The following is a 24,474-nucleotide window of genomic DNA, read 5'->3' on the forward strand; positions in this document are numbered from 1 at the left end:
ACAAGCTATACTGCAATAATTACTCCGCCATCATTCGCATACATGCTACTGACACCTCTGGTATCCAGAATGATAATGTCTTTTAATTTCACACGTTCTTCCAGCATCTTCTTCACATCCTGTGCTCTCTGCGGGCAGTTACAATGCGAAATTGCAAGTACCTTGCTCTCCGGATCTTTCAGATCTGCGATCACACAATCCACCATATTCTTAAGTGCTTTTTTAATTCCGCGCGCCTGACCCAACTGACAAATCTCTCCCTTCGGAGTAGCCCCCATCACCGGCTTAATATTCAGTACTGTTGCCGCAATTGCTTTTAATCCTGTAAGTCTTCCATTCTTACGAAGAGTCTCAAGCGTCTCAAGAACAAAATATGTGTGCTGCTCTTCAATATATGCTTCTACAGCAGCTACCACTTCCTTGAATGTCATGCCCCGCTCTTCACACTGCGCAATCTTCATCCCGATGAGCGTCTGTCCTACTGATGCAGATTTTGAGTTGAACACATAAATATCTTTCTCACCATATTCTTCTTCATATAAATTCTTGCCCAGTACGGCACTGTTATAAGAACCGCTCAGTTCAGAAGACAACGTAACAGCATATACATGCTCCGCATCACAGTGATATCCTTCCATAAATGTCTCCGGAGACGGACAACTTGACTTTGGACATGTCGGGCATTCAGCTACGTTCTTCAAAAATTCAGCCTGATTGAAAGATTCATCATCAATTATATGACAATCTCCAACCTCCAGTCCCAGTGATGCTGTCTCAAACCGACCTGAAGCTTTCATCTCTGCTGTCAATTCTCCACAGCTGTCCACAATCACTTTATAACTCATAATCCAAACCTCCGAAACGTGTCATTTGCATCCATTATACGTGGTTTTCATTACCACTTATAACATCATATCACACTTTTCTTTGAAAAAAAAGCTTTTTTTACCCTTCCAGTTTAATTCTTCTGGAAATTCCAAGTGCCATTCCCATCTCTATCATCAGGAACAGGATGGATGTACCACCATAACTGATAAAAGGCAATGTAATTCCGGTATTCGGCATCATGTTCGTAACTACCATAACATTGAGAATTACCTGGATCGCGATATGTGACATAATCCCTGTCATGATCAGTGCTCCATACAGATCAGGTGCGTTCTGTGCAATAAAAAGCAGTCTGTAGATCAAAAGACCGAACAAAACCAGGATAATGATCGCTCCAAATACCCCAAGCTCTTCACAGATTGCTGACAGGATCATGTCGTTCTGCACTTCCGGTATTACCGTCTTTTGCACACCATTTCCCAGTCCTTTCCCGAAAAAGCCACCTGATCCGATCGCATATAGTCCCTGTACCGTCTGGAAAGAAATCGTTGACGCATATTTTTCCGGGTTCAGCCAGGCAATGATACGTCTGAGTCGGAAGCTGGTGCTGTTCTCAAGAAGTCTTCCGAGGATATATGATCCCGCCACAAAAACAGCCAGCCCGCCGCCTGCAATCCACAGAAAAATCTTCTGCTTCTTATGTACGACAAAAAGGATACAGCAGGAAATTCCCATTACAATGATCGCAGAGCTTAGATTATCAGTCAGCACATAAACTCCCAGTGCTGCCAAACCTCCCCACTCCACAACTCCCAGCGATCCTTTCAGGGTGTGTACTTTATTCCCCATTCTGCAGATCAGGTATGGGATAAATATGATCACAGCGATCTTCATAATCTCTGCCGGCTGGAATGACTGGTTAGCCGGAAGCCGGAACCATCTTCGTGCACCATTTACCTCAATACCAAGTGGTGTAAATTTAACAAGTGCAAGAAGAAGCATGGATCCCCAGTAGCTCATTGCTGCATATTTGGAAAACATATGATAATCCAGGCGAGAAACCCACATCATCACAGCAATACTTCCAAGTCCGATGAGACCCTGCCTTTTCAGGAAGTACATCCCATCTCCGTATTCCGTTCGCGCTTCATAGGAACTGATACTGTATAGCATTACCAGTCCAAAACACATCAGAAATATAATAATCGCCAGAAGACTGTAATCAAAATAATGAACCGCCTGCTTTTTTACAGCCTTCCTTCGTCTGCTTTTAATTCTTTGTGCCATTTATTCACACTCCTACTTAAGCTATAACTACAAAGTCTATATCTTATAAAGTATACCATAATATCCCCCAGACGCACAAGCTTTCCGCACGAAAATAGAGCAGGCTAACTTCTATTCGATTTGTATACAAAAAAATGGTGCCGCTTCTTTGCGACACCATCTTTGTTTTACCAGCTATTCTTTATTTTTTAGCAGCAACTGCTTCTTTGATCTGTTTGGTAAGTTCTGGTACAATCTTATTCAGATCTCCAACGATACCATAGTCAGCTACATCAAAGATCGGAGCTGTCTCATCTTTGTTGATTGCAATGATCAGATCAGATTCTTCCATACCTGCTACATGCTGGATCGCTCCGGAAATACCGATTGCAAAATATACCTGAGGACGAACTGTCTTTCCTGTCTGTCCTACCTGAAGATCTTTTGGTTTCCAGCCATTATCTACAACTGCACGTGAGCAGCTTACTTCTCCGCCGAGTGCTTCTGCAAGATCTTCCAGGATCTTGAAGTTTTCTGCACTTCCGACTCCACGTCCACCGGATACAAGAATCTTGGCATCCATGATATCAACCGTCTCAGATACAGATTTGACAACTTCCATGATCTCAACGTATTTATTATCCGGTGTAAATCCAGGATTAAACTCTTCTACATTTGCCTTTGCACCTTCGATCTTAGCGATCTTCTGCATAACACCAGGACGAACGGTTGCCATCTGCGGACGATTATCCGGGCAGGCGATGGTAGCGATCGTGTTTCCACCAAATGCCGGACGAGTCATAAGAAGCTGATTGTGCTTCTGCTCTTTTCCTGCTACCGGGTTGATCGGGAAATCACCGATCTCAAGCTGTGTACAGTCTGCTGTAAGACCTGTCTGTACTCTTGCGGATACTCTAGGACCAAGATCACGTCCGATTGCAGTTGCGCCGACTAACATGATCTCCGGTTTATATTTTTCGATAACAGATGCCAGTGCATGTGCGTATGGCTCTGTTCTATATTCTTTCAGTTCCGGATCATCTACTACGATTACTTTATCTGCTCCGTATGCTGCAAGCTCATCTGCAAGTCCTTTTACGTCAGAACCGATCAGAACGGCTGCTACTTCTGCATTTAAGTCTGCTGCAAGGTCTTTTGCTTTTCCAAGAAGTTCAAATGCGATTCCGCTCAGTTTGTTGTCTACCTGTTCAGCAAAGACATATACTCCCTTATATTCTTCTAAGTTCATGATATTCACCACTTTTCCTTCTTATTAAATGATATGTTTCTCTGTTAATTTTCCCATCAGGTAAGATACTGCTTCTTCCGGATCAAGAGTAACTTTTTCTCCTGCCCCTTTTCTTACTTTGTCAGATGCTTTCGCAATCTTTGTAGGTGATCCTGCAAGACCGATATTTGCATCATCCAGGGTAGTAAGATCTGCTCTTCCCCATGTTGTGATCTCAGCATCACAAGCATCAAAGATTCCGCCTGGTGTCATATAACGTGGTTCATTTAATTCTGAAAGTGCAGTGATAAGGCAAGGCATTTTTGCTTTCAGTACATGATATCTGTCTTCGAACTGACGCTGTACGATCACGCTGTCGCCTTCTACTTTGATATCCTGTGCATAAGAGATTACCGGGATGTCCAGATGTTCGGAAATCTGCGGTCCAACCTGTGCTGTATCACCATCGATTGCCTGACGTCCTGTGATGATCAGGTCATAATCGAGTTTACGGAGTGCTGCTGCGATGGTGCTTGATGTAGCCCATGTATCAGCTCCTCCAAGTACTCTGTCTGTTACAAGAATTGCCTTATCAGCTCCCATTGCAAGTGCTTCACGAAGCACATCGGCTGCTTTTGGAAGTCCCATTGTAAGTACAGTTACTTCTGCTCCATACTGGTCTTTTAATCTAAGTGCGGCCTCAAGACCTGCTTTGTCATCCGGGTTCATAATTGCAAGCATTGCAGCTCTGTTAAGTGTACCGTCCGGATTAAACTGAACTCCGCCTTTTGTATCCGGTACCTGTTTTATACAAACAACTATCTTCACGATTCGTACCTCCTATTTCAATAAGTTTCCAGAAATAACCATACGCTGAACTTCTGAAGTTCCTTCGTAGATTTCTGTAATCTTTGCGTCACGCATCATACGTTCTACATCATATTCTCTGATGTATCCGTATCCACCATGTAACTGAACAGCCTTTGTGGTAACTTCCATCGCTACTTCTGCTGCATAAAGCTTAGCCTGTGCAGCTTCGACAGAGTAAACTTTCTGTGTAGCTTTTGCCATGGCAGCTTTGTATACCATCATCTTTGCAGCTTCTACCTTTGTAGCCATATCTGCAAGCTGGAACTGTGTATTCTGGAACTGGCCAATCGTGCGTCCGAACTGTTTTCTTTCTTTTACATATGCGATTGTTCTGTCAAGTGCACCTTCAGCGATTCCAAGTGCCTGAGCGGCAATACCGATACGTCCGCCATCCAGAGTATGCATGGCGATGCCGAAGCCCTTGCCCTGTGCTCCAAGGAGATTTTCTTTTGGAATACGGCAGTCTTCAAAAATAAGCTCGTATGTTGAAGATCCACGGATACCCATCTTCTTCTCTTTGGTTCCGAATGTGAATCCCGGAGTGTCTTTCTCTACGATGAATGCAGAAATCTCTTTCATCTTTCTGCCACGTTTTTCAACAATACCTGTTACGGCGATAATGATGTAAACATCTGCTTCTTTACCGTTTGTGATAAAGCATTTTGATCCGTTTAATACCCATTCATCTCCGTCAAGAACAGCCTTAGTCTGCTGTCCCTGTGCATCTGTACCTGCCCCAGGTTCTGTAAGGCCGAAAGCTCCAAGCTTTCTTCCTGATGCAAGATCCGGAACGTATTTTGCTTTCTGCTCCGGTGTTCCGTATGTCAGGATCGGGTCTATACAAAGAGAGGTATGCGCAGATACGATTACAGATGTTGTGGCACAAACCTTTGCAAGTTCTTCTACACACATTACGTATGTCAGTGGATCGCATCCCTGTCCCTCGTATTCCTTCGGTACCGGAATACCAAGAAATCCATATTTCGCCATTTTTTCAACTGTTGCTCTTGGGAAAACTTCTGTCTCGTCCACTTCCTGTGCAAGTGGTTTTACTTCGTTTTCTGCGAATTCTTTAAACAGAGTTCTCGCCATTTCGTGTTTCTTATCTAATCCGAAATCCATTTATTCTTCCTCCATGTCTTTATTTAGAACATCCATTACTGTGCATCAACCGGAGTTTTTGTGCGGTCTGCATTGTATACATAGAATCCTTTTCCGCTCTTAACTCCAAGGTTTCCACCACGGACCATCTTACGAAGCAGCGGGCATGCACGATATTTGCTGTCGCCTGTTTCTGCATAAAGTACATCCATGATAGCAAGGCAGATATCAAGTCCGATGAAATCACCAAGCTCCAGAGGTCCCATTGGATGGTTTGCACCAAGCTTCATTGCTGCATCGATTCCTGCGATATCAGATACACCTTCCATCTTGATGAAAGCTGCTTCATTGATCATCGGAACAAGGATACGGTTTACTACGAAACCTGCTGCTTCATTAACCTGTACAGGTGTCTTTCCGATTTCTTCTGCGATCTTCTTGATTGCATCTACAGTTTCAGCCGGTGTATTTACGCCTGCGATCACTTCTACTAATTTCATACGGTCTGCCGGGTTGAAGAAATGCATACCGATCATTGGACGGGTAAGTCCGTTGCCGATTTCTGTGATAGAAAGGCTGGAGGTATTTGATGCGAAAATGCATTCAGGTTTTGCGATCTTATCAAGTTCACCGAATGTAGTTTTCTTAACTTCCATGTTCTCAAATGCTGCTTCTACGATCAGATCACAATCTGCGCAGAGATCTTCTTTGAGTCCCGGAGTAATTTTTGCAAGAATTGCATCAACTGCTTCCTGAGTTAATTTTCCTTTCTGAACAAGTCTGTCATAGCCTTTAGCGATTTTAGCTTTTCCGCCTTCTGCCCATTCCTGTTTGATGTCACAGAGTGCTACTTCATATCCATCTACCTGAGCAAATGCCTTTGCAATGCCCTGTCCCATTGTTCCTGCACCAATAATTCCTACTTTCATTGAAATTACCTCCATTTTATAAATTTAAATTTCCAGGGGAGAGTTAATTCTCCCCTTTATTAAACGAACTTATTTATTAAGGAAAGCTTCTACTTTTCTCTTTTCAAGGAATGCTGCCATTCCTTCTTTCTGGTCGTAAGATTCAAAGCATCCGCCGAAGAGCTTTTCTTCTACTACGATTGCCTCATCCATTCCCTTTTCAAGACCTTCATTGATTGCCTGTTTGCAGTGTCTTACTGCGATCGGTGCATTCTTTGCAATGCCTGCTGCCATCTTCTTTGCTGCCGGCATCAGTTCTTCCTGCGGATATACGGCATTTACAAGACCGATTCTGTAAGCTTCGTCAGCTTTAATATTTCTTGCAGTGTAGATCATCTGTTTTGCCATACCAGGTCCGACAAGTCTTGCAAGTCTCTGTGTTCCACCAAATCCAGGTGTAATTCCAAGACCAACCTCCGGCTGTCCGAATACTGCATTGTCTGAACAGATACGGATATCACAGCTCATGGAGATTTCACATCCACCACCAAGAGCGAATCCGTTAACTGCTGCGATTACCGGGATCGGAAGTGTTTCGATCTTACGGAAAATATCATTTCCTTTCTTACCAAAAGCTTCTCCCTCTTCTTTTGTAAGAGTACTCATCTCAGCGATATCTGCACCGGCTACAAAAGATTTTTCTCCTGCTCCTGTAAGGATCAGGCATCTGACTGCATCAAGATCAACACCGTCGATCGTTGCATCAAGTTCATCAAGAACTGCACTATTCAGTGCGTTCAGTGCCTTTGGACGGTTAATGGTAATAATTCCAACCTGTCCTTCTACTTCATATGTAATAAATTCCATCATCAACATCTCCTTTTGATCTGGTTTATTAATCACGTTCTACGATTGTAGCGCATCCCATTCCGCCACCGATACAAAGTGTTGCAAGACCTTTCTTTGCATCACGTTTCTGCATCTCATGAAGAAGTGTAACAAGGATACGGCATCCTGAAGCTCCTACCGGATGTCCGAGAGCAATTGCTCCACCGTTTACATTTACTTTATCCATGTCGAATTTCAGATCATGTGCTACTGCAAGTGACTGTGCTGCAAAAGCTTCGTTTGCTTCGATCAGATCCATATCATCTACGGAAAGCCCTGTCTTAGCCATTACTTTATTCGTAGCTGCAACCGGTCCGACACCCATGATAGATGGATCTACTCCGCCGAGTGCTCCTGCTACCCATGTTGCCATCGGTGTAACGCCGAGCTCTTTTGCTTTTTCTTCACTCATAACAACGATTGCTGCTGCTCCGTCATTGATGCTGGAAGCATTTGCTGCTGTTACAATACCATCTTTTTTGAATGCCGGACGAAGTCTTGCGATTCCTTCTGCTGTTGTTCCCGGACGCGGTCCTTCATCTGTATCAACTACGATGGTTTCTTTTTTCTTCTTCACTTCTACAGGAACAATCTCATCTTTGAATTTTCCTGCTTCGATTGCTGCGCAGGCTTTCTGCTGGCTTGCTGCTGCAAATTCATCAAGCTGTTCTCTTGTGAGTCCCCACTGTTCTGCTACATTCTCAGCAGTGATTCCCATGTGATAGTCATTGAATGCATCCCAAAGTGCGTCATTTACCATTGTATCGATCATCGGTGCATTACCCATTCTGTATCCATAACGTGCGTTTTTCAGTGCATATGGAGCCATAGACATATTTTCCATACCGCCTGCTACAACGATATCAGCATCTCCTGCCTGGATCATCTGTGCAGCCATGTTCACACAGTTAAGTCCGGATCCGCAAACAACGTTAACCGTAACTGCCGGTGTCTCGACCGGAAGACCTGCTTTTAAAGAAGCCTGACGTGCAACGTTCTGTCCAAGACCTGCCTGGATTACACAACCCATATATACATGATCAACCTGTTCTGGAGCAACACCTGCTCTATTTAAAGCTTCTTTGATAACGATAGATCCTAATTCCGGTGCCGGAGTTGTAGAAAGAGCTCCACCCATACTTCCGATTGCTGTACGACACGCACCTGCTAACACGATTTTCTTTGCCATCACTTTTTCCTCCTTTTACATCTTAATGGTAAGTATCACTTCTTATTAAATATATACTGTTTTACTTTCCGTTTTTAAGATTTTCGCAAGGGACTTTTTTGTCCTCTTTTTTTAATATACTACCCATTTCCTGTTCTGTCAAATATTTATCAATCATTTTTTATCATTTAATTTTCTTTTAACATTTTCACCAACATTTTTTTACAATACATCTGCATTATTCGTCATTTCCAACACACCACTTTTATATTGACCTTTCCCAGATATGGTGCTACACTTAAGATTGTTAAAAATTATTCAACCAGAATACTATAATTAAATTATGAATGAGAAGGTGTGAAAATGAGCAAAAGTTTTGAAGAATTAATCTCAAAAGCAAATCAAAAAACCTTAAAGAAAGTCTCTGTTTCCAACGCACAGGATGAGCCGGTACTGCAGGCTGTCAAAGCTGCAAAAGAGCAAAATATCGCAACAGCCATCCTTGTCGGTGATGAAGCCAAGATCCGCGAGATTGCCGCTTCTATTGATATGGATCTGACAGATTTCGAGATCATCAATGAGCCTGATACCGAAGCAGCTGCATTAAAGGCTGTTGAGCTTGTACACAACGGCAAAGCTGATATCCTTTTAAAAGGATTGCTTGAAACAAAGACATTCTTAAAGAGCGTATTGAATAAAGAAGTCGGACTTCGTACCGGAAAGATGCTTTCCCATGTATGTGTATTTGAGATTGAAGGCATTAACCGTCTTCTGTTCTTCACAGACGTAGCTTTCAATACATATCCAACCCTTGCAGATAAAGTCAATATCATCAACAATGCAGTAGAAGTCGCACATGCATGTGGCATCGAATGCCCGAAGGTTGCTCCTCTGTGTGCAGTTGAGACAGTGAATCCAAAGATGCAGCCAACAGTTGATGCCGATAATCTCACCAAGATGTACGAGGGTGGCGATTTCAAAGGATGCCAGATCTACGGACCACTTTCCATGGATCTTGCGATCGATCCGGAAGCAGCTGTTCACAAAGGTGTGACTAATCCAGTAGCCGGACATGCTGATATTCTCCTCTTCCCGAATATCGATGCAGGAAATATCACATATAAGATTCTTGTCCGCACTGCAAAGGTCAAGATCGGTAACGTACTTGTCGGAACAAGCGCTCCGGTGGTTCTTACTTCACGTTCGGACGATTTTGAAACCAAACTGAATTCTATTGCACTTGCGACCGTAATCGCAGGATCAATCACAGACTAAGGAGGATCTTTTTATGAGCTATAAAATTTTAGTAATCAACCCGGGATCTACTTCTACCAAGATCGGTGTGTACGAAGACGAAACTTTGTTATTCGAAGAAACACTCCGTCATTCCACCGAAGAGATTGCAAAATATGCAACCATCGTTGACCAGAAAGATTTCCGTAAAGAACTGATTGTAGATATTCTCGCAAAGAACAGCTTCGACATCAAATCTCTGAATGTTGTAGTAGGACGAGGCGGACTTTTAAAACCGATCCCAGGTGGAACCTATCCAGTATCTGACGCACTTCTTGCTGACTTAAAAGCAGGTGTGCAAGGGCAGCATGCATCGAACCTTGGAGGCATCCTTGCCCGCGAAATCGGTGATGAGATTGGAGTTCCTTCTTACATTGTTGACCCGGTTGTTGTCGATGAGATGGAACCTGTTGCAAGATATTCCGGAATCCCGGAACTTCCGCGTATCAGTATCTTCCACGCACTGAACCAGAAAGCAGTTGCCAAACGCTACGCCAAAGAACAGAATGTATCTTATGATTCCCTGAATCTTGTAGTTGTACACATGGGCGGCGGTGTATCTGTCGGTGCTCATAAAAATGGCAAAGTTGTCGATGTCAACAACACGCTTGACGGAGACGGACCTTTCTCACCGGAACGTTCCGGCGGTGTACCGGCAGGCGCACTCGTAAAAATGTGTTTCTCCGGTCAGTACACACAGGCTGAAGTATATAAAAAGATCAACGGGAAAGGCGGTCTCAACGGATACCTTGGAACCAACAACATGCGCGACGTTGCAGAACGTGCCTTTGAAAAGGGTGACGAAGAAGCAGCCGGTGTATTCCACGCATTCACTTACCAGGTTGCCAAAGAAGTCGGCGCCATGGCAGCCGTACTTAACGGTAAAGTAGACCAGATCCTTCTCACCGGCGGTATCGCATACAGCGACTACGTTACATCTGAGATCAAAGAAAAGGTCGGCTTCATCGCCCCAATCACCGTCTACCCGGGTGAAGATGAACTCCTCGCCCTCGCTCAAGGCGCTCTCCGTGTATTAAACGGCGAAGAAAAACCTCTGGTATATTAATTTTTTTCAAAGCCCTAAAAGATGCAAAACGCATATATCTCATCGTAGAAAAAAGTCTGGCACACCTCGCCAGACTTTTTTAGTTACTACGCTTTTATTTAATAGTGTCAATAGCTTCGAGGGACAAATTGGGCAAAAGATAATGCGTCTATTCGTCTTTTGTGCAATGGAGATGAAACCAAAAAATCGTGGAAGCCTCTGCTGAACACGATTTTCGCTTTAGGGGGTTCATCGGAATGGTTTGCACAACTAGAATAGACGCATTATCTTTTGCCCAATTTGTCAACACAACCTAAATTATTCAAAAAAAGAGCAGACACTAAAAAAGTATCCACCCTTTTTTTCTATCCCTAATCTCTTTTAACTACAGCAGAGCATCCCATTCCGCCACCAACACAAAGTGTTGCAAGTCCTGTATGTACATCTTCTTTCTGCATCTCATACAACAAGCTTACAAGGATTCTTGCACCTGAGCAGCCAACCGGATGTCCGAGAGCAATTGCTCCACCATTGACATTCAGCTTACTAAGGTCAAATCCAAGATCTTTTCCAACTGCTACTGACTGTGCTGCAAATGCTTCGTTTGCTTCGATCAGATCAAAATCTCCGATCTCCATTCCCAGCTTCTTCATAACCTTACGTGTTGAATAAACCGGTCCGATTCCCATGATCGCCGGATCACATCCTGCGAGTTCTCCGCCGATCCATGTTGCCATAGGTGTTACGCCAAGCTCTTTTGCTTTTTCTTCGCTCATAACGATAAGTGCAGCTGCACCATCATTGATTCCGGATGCGTTACCTGCTGTAACCATACCGTCTTTCTTAAATGCAGGACGAAGTTTTGCAAGACCTTCTTTTGTGATTCCTTTACGAGGACCTTCATCTGTATCTACAAGAATCGTTTCTTTTTTCTTCTTCACTTCGACCGGAACAATCTCGTCTTTAAATTTACCTTCTGCCATTGCTTTTTCACATTTGTTCTGAGACCATGCTGCAAATTCATCCAGTTCTTCTCTTGTAAGTCCCCACTGTTCGCAGATATTTTCTGCTGTGATTCCCATGTGATAATTATGGAATGCGTCGGTCAGACCATCCTTGATCATAGCATCTTCGATTGTCGCATTTCCCATACGATATCCATAACGTCCGTTTCTCAACATGTACGGAGCCATTGTCATATTTTCCATACCACCTGCAACGATGATATCTGCATCTCCAGCTGCGATCAGCTTCGCTGCAAGGTTTACACAGTGAAGACCGGATCCACAAAGTACGTTGATAGTTGTTGCCGGTACTTCATTCGGGATTCCTGCATATACAGCTGCCTGACGTGCCGGGTTCTGTCCGTTGCCTGCCTGGATAACATTTCCCATATACACTTCGTCAACCTGATCCGGAGAAACGCCCGCTCTTTTGAGAGCTTCTTTGATTACGATCGTTCCAAGTTCTACAGCCGATGTATTTGCAAACTGTCCGCCCATTACACCGATTGCTGTACGACATGCTCCTGCTAAAACAACTTTTCTTGCCATGATAAAAATCCTCCTTTATTTTGTAAATCACCTGATGTTTTTATTATAATCCTCTAAAAAACAGAATTCAATAGATGCTTGATATTTTTTTAACATTTTTTATATTCTATTCCAGGTACATGCCTCAATTCGATTGAGAGATTTCTTGATAAATGTTAAACTTTTCTCGGTATTTATACTTATTGACATTCACATCATTATTATGTTTTTTCAAAAAAACAAATTTGTCATTGACATTTATATAGCAATTTGTTAAATTAAAGTTGCTCATATGACTGACGGAAGTGGAATGAACCACAGGGAAATATGAGGATTTGATTATTTAGCCGACCGTCTGGGCGATTCAGCTCAGATGCCGGCTTTTTTTACGCATTTTTATAAGATTATCATAAATCAGGGCTATATAAAAGGCGTAAACATCCATCGGTTCTTCTGGCTGAACCTTTTCATATGTCTGGAATTTGCCAGAACTTTCCGGGCATAAATTGCAGCAACACAGTGTATAATAACCGGGTCATAGGTACTATGGCTCACCCACAAGAAGGAGGAATAACCAAATGATGCAGAAAGAACAATGGCAGGGATTTGAAGGAAGACTCTGGAAAGAAGAAATCAACGTTCGTGATTTCATCCAGAACAACTACACACCTTACGAGGGAGATTCTTCATTCCTTGCAGACCCGACCGAAGCAACAAACCAGCTCTGGGGCAAGCTTCAGGAACTCCAGAAAGAAGAACGTGCAAAAGGCGGCGTTCTGGATATGGAAACAGAAGTTGTATCTTCTCTTACCGCTTACGGTCCAGGATATATCTGCGAAGAACTGAAAGATAAAGAACAGGTTGTGGGGCTTCAGACTGACAAACCTCTGAAACGTGCATTTATGCCGTTCGGCGGAATTAAAATGGCTGAGGAAGCATGCAAAACTTACGGATATGAACCAAACCCGAAATTCCATAAAATCTTTACAGATTATCATAAAACACATAACCAGGCAGTATTTGATGCCTATACTCCGGAAATGAAAAAAGCACGTCACAATAAGATCCTTACAGGTCTTCCGGATACTTACGGACGTGGACGTATCGTCGGTGACTACCGTCGTGTTGCTCTTTACGGCATTGATCTTCTGATCGCTATGAAGCAGGACGATCTCGCAAACTGCGGATACGGATCCATGCGTGACAATGTCATCCGTCAGCGAGAAGAACTTGCAGAACAGATCCGTGCCCTCAAGGGTATGAAAGAAATGGCTGCTGTCTACGGATTCGACATTTCCGAGCCAGCAAAAAATGCAAAAGAAGCATTCCAGTGGCTGTACTTCGGATACCTTGCAGCAATCAAGACTCAGAACGGAGCTGCCATGAGTGTCGGACGTGTATCTACCTTCCTTGATATCTACATCAAGAGAGATATGGAAGCAGGAATCCTTACCGAAGAAGAAGCTCAGGAATTAGTTGACCATATGACAATGAAATTCCGTATGGTTAAGTTCGCACGTATCCCATCTTACAACCAGCTCTTCTCTGGTGACCCGGTTTGGGCTACACTGGAAGTCGGCGGAATGGGACAGGACGGACGTTCTATGGTAACAAAGACAGACTACCGTTTCCTGCACACCCTGGAAAACATGGGACCTTCTCCGGAACCGAACCTGACTGTACTTTACACAGAACGTCTTCCGAAGAACTTCAAGGACTACGCTTCACATATTTCTATTGAAACAAGTTCTATCCAGTATGAAAATGATGATGCAATGCGTCCGGTATGGGGCGATGACTATTCTATCTGCTGCTGCGTATCTGCAACACAGACAGGTAAAGAAATGCAGTTTTTCGGAGCAAGAGCAAACCTTGCAAAATGCCTTCTTTACGCGATCAACGGTGGTGTCGACTGCAAGTCAAAAGATCAGGTAGGACCGGCTTACACACCGATCACTTCTGAATACCTTGATTATGATGAAGTAATGGCTAAATACGACAAGATGATGGACTGGCTCGCCGGACTGTATGTAAACGTACTGAACCTGATCCAGTACATGCATGACAAATACTACTATGAAGCATCTCAGATGGCACTGATCGATACCGATGTACGTCGTACATTTGCAACAGGTATCGCAGGATTCTCTCATGTAGTTGACTCCTTAAGTGCGATCAAATATGCAAAAGTGAAAACAATCCGTGACGAAAACGGACTCGTTGTAGATTTCGAGACAACCGGTGATTTCCCGAAATACGGAAATGATGATGACCGCGCAGATGATATCGCAGTATGGCTTCTTCAGACATTTATGAAGAAACTGAAAAAGCATCACACCTACCGTGAATCCGAACCGACAACTTCTATCCTTACCATTACCTCAAACGTTGTATATGGAAAAGCTACCGGTGCTCTTCCGGATGGAAGAAAAGCAGGCGCACCGCTTTCACCTGGAGCAAACCCAAGCTACGGTGCTGAACAGAACGGACTTCTTGCTTCCCTGAACTCCGTTGCCAAGCTGCCTTACGAATGGGCACTTGACGGAATCTCTAACACTCAGACCATCAACCCGAATGCAATCGGACATACTCCGGAGGAACGCATTAACAACCTGGTAAATGTTATGGACGGATACTTCTCTCAGGGTGCTCACCATCTGAACGTCAACGTATTCGGAACAGAAAAACTTCTTGACGCTATGGAACATCCGGAAAAAGAAGAATACGCAAACTTTACGATCCGTGTATCAGGATATGCGGTTAAGTTCATCGACCTTACACGCGAACAGCAGCTCGATGTGATCGCAAGAACCTGCCACGATCGTATGTAATTACCGAACTTACACTCTTTTGCCAAACATATCGTTATGCTGGAAGTCATGCATTTTAAAGTGCATGACTTTCGGCACATACAGAGATGCTGCTGGCAACTTTTCCTGCATACTAAGGCATTTAAAAGACTCTGCCTGATCCGCAGTTTTCCAATCACACAATGAAAAAGGAGATTTTCATATGACTCAAATCAAAGGACTTATTCACTCTACAGAAAGCTTTGGTTCTGTTGACGGGCCTGGGGTACGTTTTATTATATTTGTTCAGGGATGTCCACTGAGATGTCAGTTCTGCCATAACCCTGACACCTGGAATATGACAGATAAAAACGGCACCACCTGGCGCAGTGCCGATGAGCTTCTTGCGCAGGCTCTGCGTTACCGCACTTACTGGAAAAATGGCGGTGGAATCACCGTAAGCGGCGGAGAACCTCTCCTTCAGATTGATTTTCTGCTGGATCTTTTCAAAAAAGCAAACGCAAAAGGTATTCACACAACGATTGATACTGCAGGCGGTCCTTTTACCAGAGAAGAATCATTTTTCTCCAAATTTCAGGAGCTGATGCAGTATACCGATCTTCTTCTTGTTGATATCAAACATATCGATGAAAAAGCTCACAAAGAACTGACCGGAAAAACGAATAAAAACATTCTGGATATGATCCGTTTTCTCTCCGATATCAAAAAACCTGTCTGGATCCGCCATGTGCTCGTACCGGAGCGCAGCGACTATGATGAATACTTAAACCGGTTAAATGATTTTATCCAGACACTTGATAATGTAGAAAGAGTAGAAATCCTGCCTTACCACACACTTGGTGCCTACAAATGGAAAGAGCTGGGACTTGATTATCCACTCAAAGGGATCAATCCACCTTCGAGAGAACGCGTAGAAAATGCAAAGAAGATCCTGCACTGTTCGTAAGACATATTTAAAAAAATAGATGACAGCTTTCTCTTCATATTTTACCTGTAATGTGCTATGATTGGTGTAGTGTATTTAAGAGAGGAGCATTATAGCAATGAACGAAAGAATGGAACGCGTATTGGAAAAAATGAGAAAAAAAGGAATCGATCAGTTACTTGTATCTGATCCACTCAGCATCCGCTTTTTAACGGGCATCATGGTACATCCAGGGGAAAGATTGTACGCTCTGCTGCTTCGTACAAACGGAAAGCACACCATGTTCTTGAACTATCTGTATTATGTATCTGATACAGGATTTGAAGAAGTATGGTTCAGTGATATGGATGATCAGATCGGGGTTCTGACAGAACATATCGATACCAAGGGCGTAATCGGTATCGACAAAACATTTCCTGCTCGTTTCCTGATCCCGCTTCAGGAACGCTGCCCGGAACTGAAAACGGTATGGGGATCTGACTGTGTAGACGGTGTTCGTGCTGTTAAGAATGAAGAAGAAATCAAGATCATGAGACAGGCATCTGTAATCAATGACATGGTTATGGAAAGAGCTGCTGCCTACATTAAAGAAGGCATGACAGAAAAACAGATTGCTGATTTCATTGAAGCAGAATACTACAAAGAAGGCGCAACAGGACTCAGCTTTGATACAATCGTATGCTTCGGTGCTAACGCTGCTGACCAACATCACTCACCAAGCGAGACAAGAACTCTGAAAGCCGGAGAATGCATTCTGATCGATATGGGATGCATCTGGAACGGTTATTGCTCAGATATGACAAGAACCTTCTACTGCAAGAGCGTAGACGAAGAACAGGCCGCAATCCATGACCTTGTTCGTACAGCGGTTGAGAAAGCAGAAGCCATCATCAAACCAGGCGTACGTTTCTGTGATATCGATGCGCAGGCAAGAGATCTCATCGGCGAAGCAGGATACGGAGAATACTGGAAGATTCGTCTTGGACATTTCATCGGCCAGGAAGACCATGAATACGGTGATGTAAGCCCGATCAACAAGAACGTAGCTGAACCGGGTATGATCTTCTCGATCGAACCGGGAATCTACATCGAAGGCAAATACGGTGTACGTATCGAAGACCTCGTTCTCGTAACAGAAGACGGATATGAACTTCTTAACGTAGTAGATAAAAAATATAGAACAGTTGGTTAATTGTTCTTCCATTACTTCAATATAGAACCAAAAAAAGACACGCATTACTGCGTGTCTTTTTTGGTCAACCCCTGGATCGCGTTAACAATTTCCATATACGTTTCTTCGATTGCATCCTGTCCGGGAACCCCACGTAAAAGTGTATTTCCCTTCTCTACAGCTGCTTTCAGCTCATTTACGGATTCATCGGTATAGGTCTCTGTATTAATAGATTCTGTGTTGTCAATTAATGCTTTTAACTGCGTCTTGTCTAACTTCTGTGGTGTGATGGTAATTGTATCGCCAACTTTTTGTGTGGTATTCTTTCCCCCATTCAAATTTTGCCGTACAAAATAAATACCTCCACCAATCACCACACATGCAAGAAGTATGACAAGAACAGAACCTATCTCTGTCCCGCGGTCACGATGAGTTTTCTTTGGTCTTTTTACGATAGTTAGATTCGTATGCTTATTCATATAGAAATATCCTTTATAAACTTCAGGTAGCTGTGAGAGAACTCACAGCCACCTGATTAAATTCACATCATCTGTGCTTATTGCTAAGACCAGATTATGCGTTTCTTCTTCTGAAGAATGCTACAACTGCTGCAGCACCTGCAATAAGAAGTGTTGCTACGTATACGAATACGTTGCTATGATCACCAGTCTGAACTGTATCAGATTTTTGCTCATTTGCTTTCTTAGCAGATTCCTTCTTGTTTGTCTTTTTGTCATCTTTTGCTACTGTTGTAGATGTTTTGTCATCTTTCTTATTCTCTTCAATTGAAGTACCCGGTTTTTCTTCTGGAGTACTTGGTTTTGAAGGATCAACTGATGGCTGATCCGGATCAACTGGAGTTTCATTCTTTTCAAGAACAGCTGTTACTGTGTAGTCATCAGCTACTCCGTATGGGAATGCGATTGATGTTGCATTTGCATCAAGGTTGTAGATTTCTTCGCCAGCTTTGTTTGTTACTTTCCAGCCTTTGAATGTGTATCCATCTTTTGCTACTACTGTCGGAAGGAATCCAAGGTTGTATTCTGCTTCCTGAAGATTTTTGTTATCAAGCTGTGTTGCTCCTTCGTATCCTTCGAATGATCCTTCGTTTGAATCGATTACAACTGTTGCATTTGCTACTGCTACTTCTTCTTCATTCTTTTCAAGAACAGCTGTTACTGTGTAGTTATCTGCTACTCCGTATGGGAATGAAATTGATGTTGCATTTGCATCAAGGTTGTAGATTTCTTCGCCGGCTTATATCCATCTTTTGCTACTACTGTCGGAAGGAATCCAAGGTTGTATTCTGCTTCCTGAAGGTTTTCGTTATGAAGTTCTGTTGCTCCTTCGTATCCTTCGAATGATCCTTCGTTTGAATCGATTACAACTGTTGCATAGTATGGGAATGAAATTGATGTTGCATTTGCATCAAGGTTGTAGATTTCTTCGCCGGCTTCGTTTGTTACTTTCCAGCCTTTGAATGTATATCCTTCATTTGCTACTACTGTCGGAAGGAATCCAAGGTTGTATTTGCTATCCTGAAGGTTTTCGTTATGAAGTTCTGTTGTTCCTTCGTATCCTTCGAATGATCCTGCTACTGAATCGATTACAACTGTTGCATTTGCTACTGCTACAGCCGGTGTTTCTTCAACTTTTTCAAATTCAGGTGTAATTGTTACATAACCAACATTAGATCCTTCTGGGAAATGTGCAAGTCCTGTCACACCAAATGTTTTAGCATCTGCATCCCAATTCTGTGTTTCAGCGCCTTCAACTTTCCATCCAGTAAACTTGTATCCATCATTTGCTTTTACTGCCGGAATTTCAAACTGCTGGTCTGTGTCTGCAGCAATACCTTTGAAAGAAACAACTGTTGATGGTGCATAATCCGGGAATGATCCTTTTTCTGAATCAACAATATTGAAATATACTTCTACTGTTTTTTCTTCAGCTGGTTCTTCTTTAGCTTTTACATTAACATTAACATCTGCATCCTTACCATATTCTACAGAAGTACTCCACTTATCATCTGCAAGTTCGTATCCTTTTGGAATTGTAAGATCTTTTGCAGTAAACTCAGCGCTTTCTCCAACTTTACCATTCTTTTTAATGGTCTGGATATTATCTTTAATATAATTGTCTGAATTTACATCAACGTAATGTACACGTAATTCAGCATCTTTTTTCTCTACTGCAGCTTCTTTTTCTTTGAATGTCGCCTCGAATGCCACATATCCATCATTCTTGTCTTTTTCATAGAATGCTAATCCTGAAACATAAAATGTTTCTGACTCTGGTGACCAATCTGCTTCATTAGCTCCAGTAACATGCCATCCAGTAAATTCATATCCTTCTTTTGCTTCCACTTTCGGAATAGGATGCGCGTTTCCGTCAGTTTCATCTAAATCATAAGTTACTACTTTAGCTCCAGCCGGGTCTGTAAATTTTCCTTTTTCAGGATCAACATTGAAAGCAACATGAGCAGTTTTCTTTATCTCTACTGGTTTAATAACTGCTTGAATAGCTACAAACTCTGAAGTACCAGCAGCTCTTACAATATCCTCATAACTCATTTGGGCAGTAGCATCAAAAAACGTATCATTAATTGTCCATCCCTTGAACTCATATCCCTCTTCAACAGTAAGTGTTGGTGGCGTGATAGTCTCACCGCTCGTCATCTCTTTAGTTAAAAAGTGTTGTCCGTCTGCACCCACTGCATAATCCCAGTAATTGAAAGTTACTGTAATTTTAAATGCTTTTTCATCTGTAGCAACAGTTGTAGCAGAACTATTGTTATCAGCCGCAACAACCGGTACAGCATTTACTCCAACGAGCATTACTGCGACAGAGAACGCACATGCCTGATGAAGTACTCTTCTCTTTTTCATCTCTAATTTCCTCTCTTTCTCATCTTAAAAAATTATATGCTTTTTTGCATACGTATCCTATCTTGGTTATTATAAGTCTTAATTTTTAAGAAGTCAACAGTATTATCTCTTTTTCTAGGACTTCCTGGTCTTTTTAACATACTTTTTTCAAAACATTTTATTTTTTTCTTTTCTTTTTCAAAACAATTAAATGTTTTATTAACACTTTCACTATAACAGTGGGTTTTTAATGTTATTTCCCCTATTTTTCAGTATTTTAATAGGCAAATTCTTTATAAATAATTCGATAAAAAACCATAGTTTTCAAAATTGCGTCTTCTTATCTTTGTGCTTTATAATAAGAAAGGAGTAAATTTGAAAGGAAACCGTTTTCATGAAAGACATTGGCAAGATTCTGAAATATGCCCGTGAGAATAAAAAATATACCCAAAACAAGTAATGGAATTAACCGGCATCCACAGGAAATCGCTTTCTGGTTAAGAGAACAACGTTGCCGAGCCAAATCTATCAACCTTTGCGACTCTTGCCAATCTCTATGGTATTTCTGCCGATGAAGTATTAGATATTGGTGGAAAAGCTTCTTCCGACTCTCTGCCTCAATGTGAATTCCAGGTTCTTTCTTTATTTAAAGAACTTGACCCCAAACATCAGGAAGAACTCCTGATTCAAATCACCGCACTTGTCAGATTTTTGCATACAAAAAATATGGCGCCGCAAGTCTCACAATTCCTATTTCGTTAGAGATCAGAGGCGGAAAAATTAAAGTTTAGAGATTAAAGTTTGAATATGATAGCACATGTGTATCTTTAATTTTAAGACTTTTTGATTTATTAGTACTTTTTCTAAGAATTCTACTCTTTTTAACGTCTATTTCTTATATAATAGCAATAGTACATACCACTTCACTTATATTATATATGAAATCTTCGAAAGGACGATCGCCCATGGAACATATAGGAGAAATTCTCCGGACAGCACGTGAAGATAATTTTTATACTTAGAAGAAAGTAATGGAACTGACCGGTATCAACCGCAAGACTCTGTCCGGCTATGAGAACAGTGTAGCTGAACCAGATCTTGACACATTTGCCAGATTACTCCGCTTATATCAACTTTCTGCGGATGAAGTATTAGGAATTAAGACTTCTACCCCCCCCCCTCGCATTTTTCCCTTTCGCGCTGCGAACGAAAAATGCTTACTCTTTTCCAAAAATTTGACACCAGCCACCAGGAAGAGCTTTTGATTCAGTTTCAATCTCTCGCAGACTATCTCGATAAAAAATCAAAATAAATTGTCATTGCTTTTTCCTGCTCTGACCATTTATAATGAACTTATACTATGTTTGAAGGGGGAACATTTTCATGAAAGATATTGGTAAAATTCTGAAAAACGCCCGTGAGAATAAAGAATATACCCAGAAACAAGTGATGGAATTGACCGGTATCCACAGAAAATCTCTGTCCGGTTATGAGAATAACGTTGCCGAGCCGGATCTCTCCACTTTCGCAACCCTTGCCAATCTGTATGGCATCTCTGCAGATGAAGCTTTGGAAATTGGTGAACCGGATCCTTCTGTTTCTTTGCTTCGTTTTGAATTCCAAGTTCTTTCTTTATTTAAAGAACTCGATGCAAAGCATCAGGAAGAACTTCTGATCCAGATCACCGCACTCGTCAGATATTTAAATGCAAAAAATATGGTGCCGCAAAATCATCAATCCAGATAATTTTGCGGCACCACCGATTTATACATGTAAATTCTTTTCCATTTCCTGACGCATTTCTTTTCCCTTGAAAAGCACCAGTCCGATCAGCATCAGCACGCCCATCCCAATTGAAATCACAGACGGAAATACAATTCGTACCTTACCAGTCAGCAAAAAGATAAATGGTAAGATCATTCCGTAAAGCGCCGCCATCACAAAGTACACCAGATAGTCCTTCGCCTGACGGTAATACACCCTCGATATGATCAGCATCGAAATCATAATCAAGCCACTGACTCCCGGAAGCACAAAGTCAATCGACCAGCCATGCCAGCCGGTCAGCCAGTCCCAGATAATACAGCCGACTGTCACAATGATCAGCTGCCACATGGCATTCTTCAGCAGATTGTACCGCTTGAAGAAACCGACTGCGAGCGCCAACCACATACTGAACGCACCGCCGCACACAAACAGTGACAGATGGAAATTCGTATCAATGCTATAATCCACTCCCAGTGCCGCCACAATCGCGATCATGCAAAGAAATGTAAATATTTTGAAAATCTGCATTCCTTTCGCTTCTGTCATCACACTTTCCGGATACTCCACTTCAAGGATCTCAGGCTTTACTTCCTGCTCTTTCAGAATCTGGAAAAAATTCTCTTTGATTGCATCACAGTCATATCTGGACGTAAATCCCAGATAAATCTTATCCCGGAAGGAACACATACAAAGCTCTACTTTCGGCGTACTTGTATAAACGCCAAAATACCTGATATACGTCTCATAGCTTTCCGGCATCCGGATGATTCCCATGTTGGAAAAAATAGCGGTCACATCACTTTCTGCCGTCCTCGCCCCGATATTGATACAGACATTTTTCAGTTCCAGCGGCGCAAATTTCAGGATTGGATGTACCTGCAAGGCGAAGTAATCGTTCATCCGCTTCTCCATCTTTTCCGCTGTCAGTTCTTCTTTAAAGCATGCATTTACTTTTTGCACAACATCTGCGAACTCTTCTTTTCCACCCTGAAAATGATATCCCGGTTCGATCCAGTTGAAAAAATTGAGCATTGTATTGGTCGGAAAGAAATTACGCAAATTTACCGGAACCATCAGTACAACCGGCTTGCTTTCCTGCCGTCTTGCCATTGTCCGGTGAATCGCACACAGATATACCGCAGTCAGAAATACCGTCATCGATACACCATAATTCTTTGCCTGGAGCTTCAGTTCTTCGACCGGAATTTCTGCCTCTGTCGTCTGCAGACTTCCAAGCTCACGACTATTTCCGCGAAGCTGATGCGCTGCCGGTTTTTTCTCCTTTTTGCGGTCTGCCTGGCGGGAATAATATCTTTCAAATCCATCCGCTTCCTGATCGGAAAGGCTCTCCGAATACTCTGACAGAACCACATCCTCCAGTCCATCCTCATGATGTGCCAGATACAGATAATTTTTCACCAGCTCCCGTACAAATTCACTGGCACCGGTTCCGTCTGTCAGCACATGAAAGACCTCAAAATTGATTCTCTTTTTGTAATAAGTCACTTCAAAAAGCAGGTCTCTCTTGTCACGGATATAAAGGCTGCTGCACGGCTCCTTATACTCTTCTCTTACAACCGGTCTTTTATTACTCTGTTCCAGATAATGCCAGAACAATCCCTTTCGCAGCACGGACAGAAAGATCGGATATTTTTCCAGTGTCCTGTCTACCGCCTTCTGCAGGATCTCCTGCTGTATATCCTCTTTCAATTCACAGTAAAACCGGAATACACGGGTATCCCTTTTACTGCTCGCCGCCGGAAAAAGCTTCGCTGCATTGTCCAGCCTTCTCCAGTGCTTTACATTTGTCTGCGGCATTTTCTATTCCCCCTCCAGAAAATGATTGATATATTCAAAACTTTCCTGTACATGCAGACTCCGGATTCCCAGTGCAAAATATCCGTGAAGTGCATCCTTGATCCGGTGTACTTCCACCCGGTTACCTGCCTCTGCAAGACGTCTTCCATACGCTTCTCCCTCATCCCGGAGCGGATCAAATTCTGACGTCAGGATCAGTGTATCCGGCTGCCCGGTCAGATCCTTTTCCAGAATCGGTGCGAAATATGGACTTAGCTTGTCCTCTTCCGAACCTGCATAAAGATTGATATAATCTTTTAATTTGCCTGCCGTCAGAAGATAATCCTGCCCGTTCTCCCTTACAGAAGAGAACAGACTCTTCTCTGAATAATCATTATTGACTGCCGGATAGATCAGAATTTGTCTCTTTGGCATAAATTCGCCACGGTCCCGTGCCATAATGGACAATGCAGCTGCCAGATTGCCACCTGCACTGTCTCCAATCAGAGTAATATCCTCCGGCTTTGTATCCGGATGCGTATACAATGCTCTTGCCACGGCATAACAGTCCATAAGCCCGGTCGGGAACTTGTGCTCCGGCGCCAGGCGGTATTCTACTGCTGCTACAGTCTGCCCCGTCGCCTGTGCCATCCGGGAACATACTCTCTCATAATTTTCCACATGCTCAGTCGCCCATCCTCCTCCGTGAAGGAAAAGCATGATCTTTCGTCCCTTGATCTGATCTTTTTCCAGACACGATGCTTCATCCGGGAAAAATACCCGGATCGGAACTTCATAATCTCCGTTATATACCTGCAGATCCATTTTTTTATAAAAAATTTTCATCGGATCCAGTCTTTTCAGATCCGCAAGCTGCCTTGATACTTCTACATCAATCCCTCCAAAAGACAGGATTTTCAGGATTGCTTTTGTTGCTATATTGATTGCCATATTTTTCTGTCCTCATTTATTTTTTCATACAGATTTATTCTACCATAGAATGATGTCCC

The 24,474-nt window shown here is 42.6% G+C and carries 21 protein-coding genes and 1 riboswitch; of the genes, 7 read left to right on the top strand and 14 right to left on the bottom strand.

Translation table 11 applies throughout. The annotated features are described in order from the left end of the window. Positions 1–5: 5 nt before the first annotated feature. The 8 genes from PGW42_RS02910 to PGW42_RS02945 all read right to left on the bottom strand — a co-directional run bounded on the left by PGW42_RS02910 (position 6) and on the right by PGW42_RS02945 (position 8,278). Positions 6–845: a DegV family protein gene (locus PGW42_RS02910; RefSeq protein WP_008371909.1), complete on the bottom strand. Its 840-nt coding sequence runs from the start codon at positions 843–845 to the stop codon at positions 6–8. A 100-nt stretch (positions 846–945) separates the two neighbouring features. Beyond that, positions 946–2,115, bottom strand: coding sequence for an FtsW/RodA/SpoVE family cell cycle protein (locus PGW42_RS02915; RefSeq protein ID WP_055157364.1), 1,170 nt, complete (start codon positions 2,113–2,115; stop codon positions 946–948). 181 nt (positions 2,116–2,296) lie between these two features. After that, on the bottom strand, positions 2,297–3,343 hold the full coding sequence (locus PGW42_RS02920) for an electron transfer flavoprotein subunit alpha/FixB family protein (RefSeq protein ID WP_008371912.1): 1,047 nt from the start codon (positions 3,341–3,343) through the stop codon (positions 2,297–2,299). 24 nt (positions 3,344–3,367) lie between these two features. After that, complete coding sequence (locus PGW42_RS02925; RefSeq protein ID WP_055246468.1) at positions 3,368–4,150, bottom strand: electron transfer flavoprotein subunit beta/FixA family protein; 783 nt, start codon at positions 4,148–4,150, stop codon at positions 3,368–3,370. Between the two features lie 12 nt (positions 4,151–4,162). Continuing rightward, the gene (locus PGW42_RS02930) at positions 4,163–5,314 is read right to left on the bottom strand and encodes an acyl-CoA dehydrogenase (RefSeq protein ID WP_008371917.1); all 1,152 of its coding nucleotides are present in this window, start codon (positions 5,312–5,314) and stop codon (positions 4,163–4,165) included. Positions 5,315–5,349: 35 nt separating this feature from the next. Next, positions 5,350–6,222, bottom strand: coding sequence for a 3-hydroxyacyl-CoA dehydrogenase family protein (locus tag PGW42_RS02935; protein WP_055246466.1), 873 nt, complete (start codon positions 6,220–6,222; stop codon positions 5,350–5,352). 69 nt (positions 6,223–6,291) lie between these two features. Beyond that, on the bottom strand, positions 6,292–7,068 hold the full coding sequence (locus tag PGW42_RS02940; RefSeq protein ID WP_022220767.1) for an enoyl-CoA hydratase-related protein: 777 nt from the start codon (positions 7,066–7,068) through the stop codon (positions 6,292–6,294). A gap of 28 nt (positions 7,069–7,096) precedes the next feature. Further along, a complete protein-coding gene (locus PGW42_RS02945; RefSeq protein WP_022220768.1) occupies positions 7,097–8,278 on the bottom strand; it encodes an acetyl-CoA C-acetyltransferase in 1,182 nt (393 codons plus the stop codon). A 342-nt stretch (positions 8,279–8,620) separates the two neighbouring features. Between PGW42_RS02945 and ptb the strand changes: the two genes are divergently transcribed. Together ptb and buk are read left to right on the top strand one after the other, a co-directional pair. Then, entirely contained in the window at positions 8,621–9,532 is a 912-nt protein-coding gene (gene ptb, locus PGW42_RS02950) for a phosphate butyryltransferase (RefSeq protein ID WP_117555700.1), read from the top strand. A gap of 13 nt (positions 9,533–9,545) precedes the next feature. Then, positions 9,546–10,616 carry a butyrate kinase gene (gene buk, locus PGW42_RS02955; RefSeq protein WP_055246465.1) on the top strand — a complete coding sequence of 357 codons (1,071 nt, stop codon included), beginning with the start codon at positions 9,546–9,548 and terminating at the stop codon, positions 10,614–10,616. A gap of 350 nt (positions 10,617–10,966) precedes the next feature. On the opposite strand, the gene PGW42_RS02960 is transcribed toward buk, so the two are convergent. Continuing rightward, positions 10,967–12,148: an acetyl-CoA C-acetyltransferase gene (locus PGW42_RS02960; RefSeq protein WP_022220828.1), complete on the bottom strand. Its 1,182-nt coding sequence runs from the start codon at positions 12,146–12,148 to the stop codon at positions 10,967–10,969. A 261-nt stretch (positions 12,149–12,409) separates the two neighbouring features. Then, positions 12,410–12,495, top strand: a riboswitch (ZMP/ZTP riboswitch). Between the two features lie 210 nt (positions 12,496–12,705). On the opposite strand from PGW42_RS02960, the gene pflB reads away from it, so the two are divergent. The 3 genes from pflB to PGW42_RS02975 all read left to right on the top strand — a co-directional run bounded on the left by pflB (position 12,706) and on the right by PGW42_RS02975 (position 17,054). Further along, positions 12,706–14,958, top strand: coding sequence for a formate C-acetyltransferase (gene pflB / locus PGW42_RS02965; RefSeq protein WP_270202837.1), 2,253 nt, complete (start codon positions 12,706–12,708; stop codon positions 14,956–14,958). A gap of 181 nt (positions 14,959–15,139) precedes the next feature. Then, positions 15,140–15,883, top strand: a complete 744-nt coding sequence (pflA, locus tag PGW42_RS02970) for a pyruvate formate-lyase-activating protein (protein ID WP_270202838.1) — start codon at positions 15,140–15,142, stop codon at positions 15,881–15,883. Positions 15,884–15,980: 97 nt separating this feature from the next. Continuing rightward, positions 15,981–17,054 (top strand): M24 family metallopeptidase, encoded by a 1,074-nt coding sequence (locus tag PGW42_RS02975; RefSeq protein WP_270202839.1) that lies wholly within the window; start codon positions 15,981–15,983, stop codon positions 17,052–17,054. 44 nt (positions 17,055–17,098) lie between these two features. Here PGW42_RS02975 and PGW42_RS02980 read toward each other — a convergent pair whose 3' ends face one another. The 3 genes from PGW42_RS02980 to PGW42_RS02985 form a co-directional block, all read right to left on the bottom strand. Beyond that, positions 17,099–17,512, bottom strand: a complete 414-nt coding sequence (locus PGW42_RS02980) for an FIVAR domain-containing protein (protein ID WP_008371948.1) — start codon at positions 17,510–17,512, stop codon at positions 17,099–17,101. Between the two features lie 94 nt (positions 17,513–17,606). After that, positions 17,607–18,278, bottom strand: a complete 672-nt coding sequence (locus PGW42_RS16215; protein ID WP_442872474.1) for an LPXTG cell wall anchor domain-containing protein — start codon at positions 18,276–18,278, stop codon at positions 17,607–17,609. Further along, positions 18,227–19,921: an InlB B-repeat-containing protein gene (locus tag PGW42_RS02985; protein ID WP_270235107.1), complete on the bottom strand. Its 1,695-nt coding sequence runs from the start codon at positions 19,919–19,921 to the stop codon at positions 18,227–18,229. Before PGW42_RS02985 ends, PGW42_RS16215 begins: the two co-directional genes overlap by 52 nt. Positions 19,922–20,931: 1,010 nt before the next feature. Here PGW42_RS02985 and PGW42_RS16050 point away from each other — a divergent pair. After that, positions 20,932–21,165 carry a helix-turn-helix domain-containing protein gene (locus PGW42_RS16050; protein WP_270202841.1) on the top strand — a complete coding sequence of 78 codons (234 nt, stop codon included), beginning with the start codon at positions 20,932–20,934 and terminating at the stop codon, positions 21,163–21,165. Between the two features lie 118 nt (positions 21,166–21,283). Next, the gene (locus tag PGW42_RS02995; RefSeq protein WP_022220639.1) at positions 21,284–21,646 is read left to right on the top strand and encodes a helix-turn-helix domain-containing protein; all 363 of its coding nucleotides are present in this window, start codon (positions 21,284–21,286) and stop codon (positions 21,644–21,646) included. Positions 21,647–21,664: 18 nt separating this feature from the next. On the opposite strand, the gene PGW42_RS03000 is transcribed toward PGW42_RS02995, so the two are convergent. Together PGW42_RS03000 and PGW42_RS03005 are read right to left on the bottom strand one after the other, a co-directional pair. After that, positions 21,665–23,485, bottom strand: coding sequence for a DUF6320 domain-containing protein (locus tag PGW42_RS03000; protein ID WP_270202842.1), 1,821 nt, complete (start codon positions 23,483–23,485; stop codon positions 21,665–21,667). A 3-nt stretch (positions 23,486–23,488) separates the two neighbouring features. Then, on the bottom strand, positions 23,489–24,415 hold the full coding sequence (locus PGW42_RS03005) for an alpha/beta hydrolase (RefSeq protein ID WP_118217560.1): 927 nt from the start codon (positions 24,413–24,415) through the stop codon (positions 23,489–23,491). Positions 24,416–24,474 lie beyond the last annotated feature (59 nt).

Origin of the sequence: Coprococcus sp. TM115-187 (genome assembly GCF_027679115.1) — a bacterium.
In the GTDB taxonomy this organism is placed as follows: Bacteria; Bacillota; Clostridia; order Lachnospirales; family Lachnospiraceae; genus Allocoprococcus; species Allocoprococcus comes.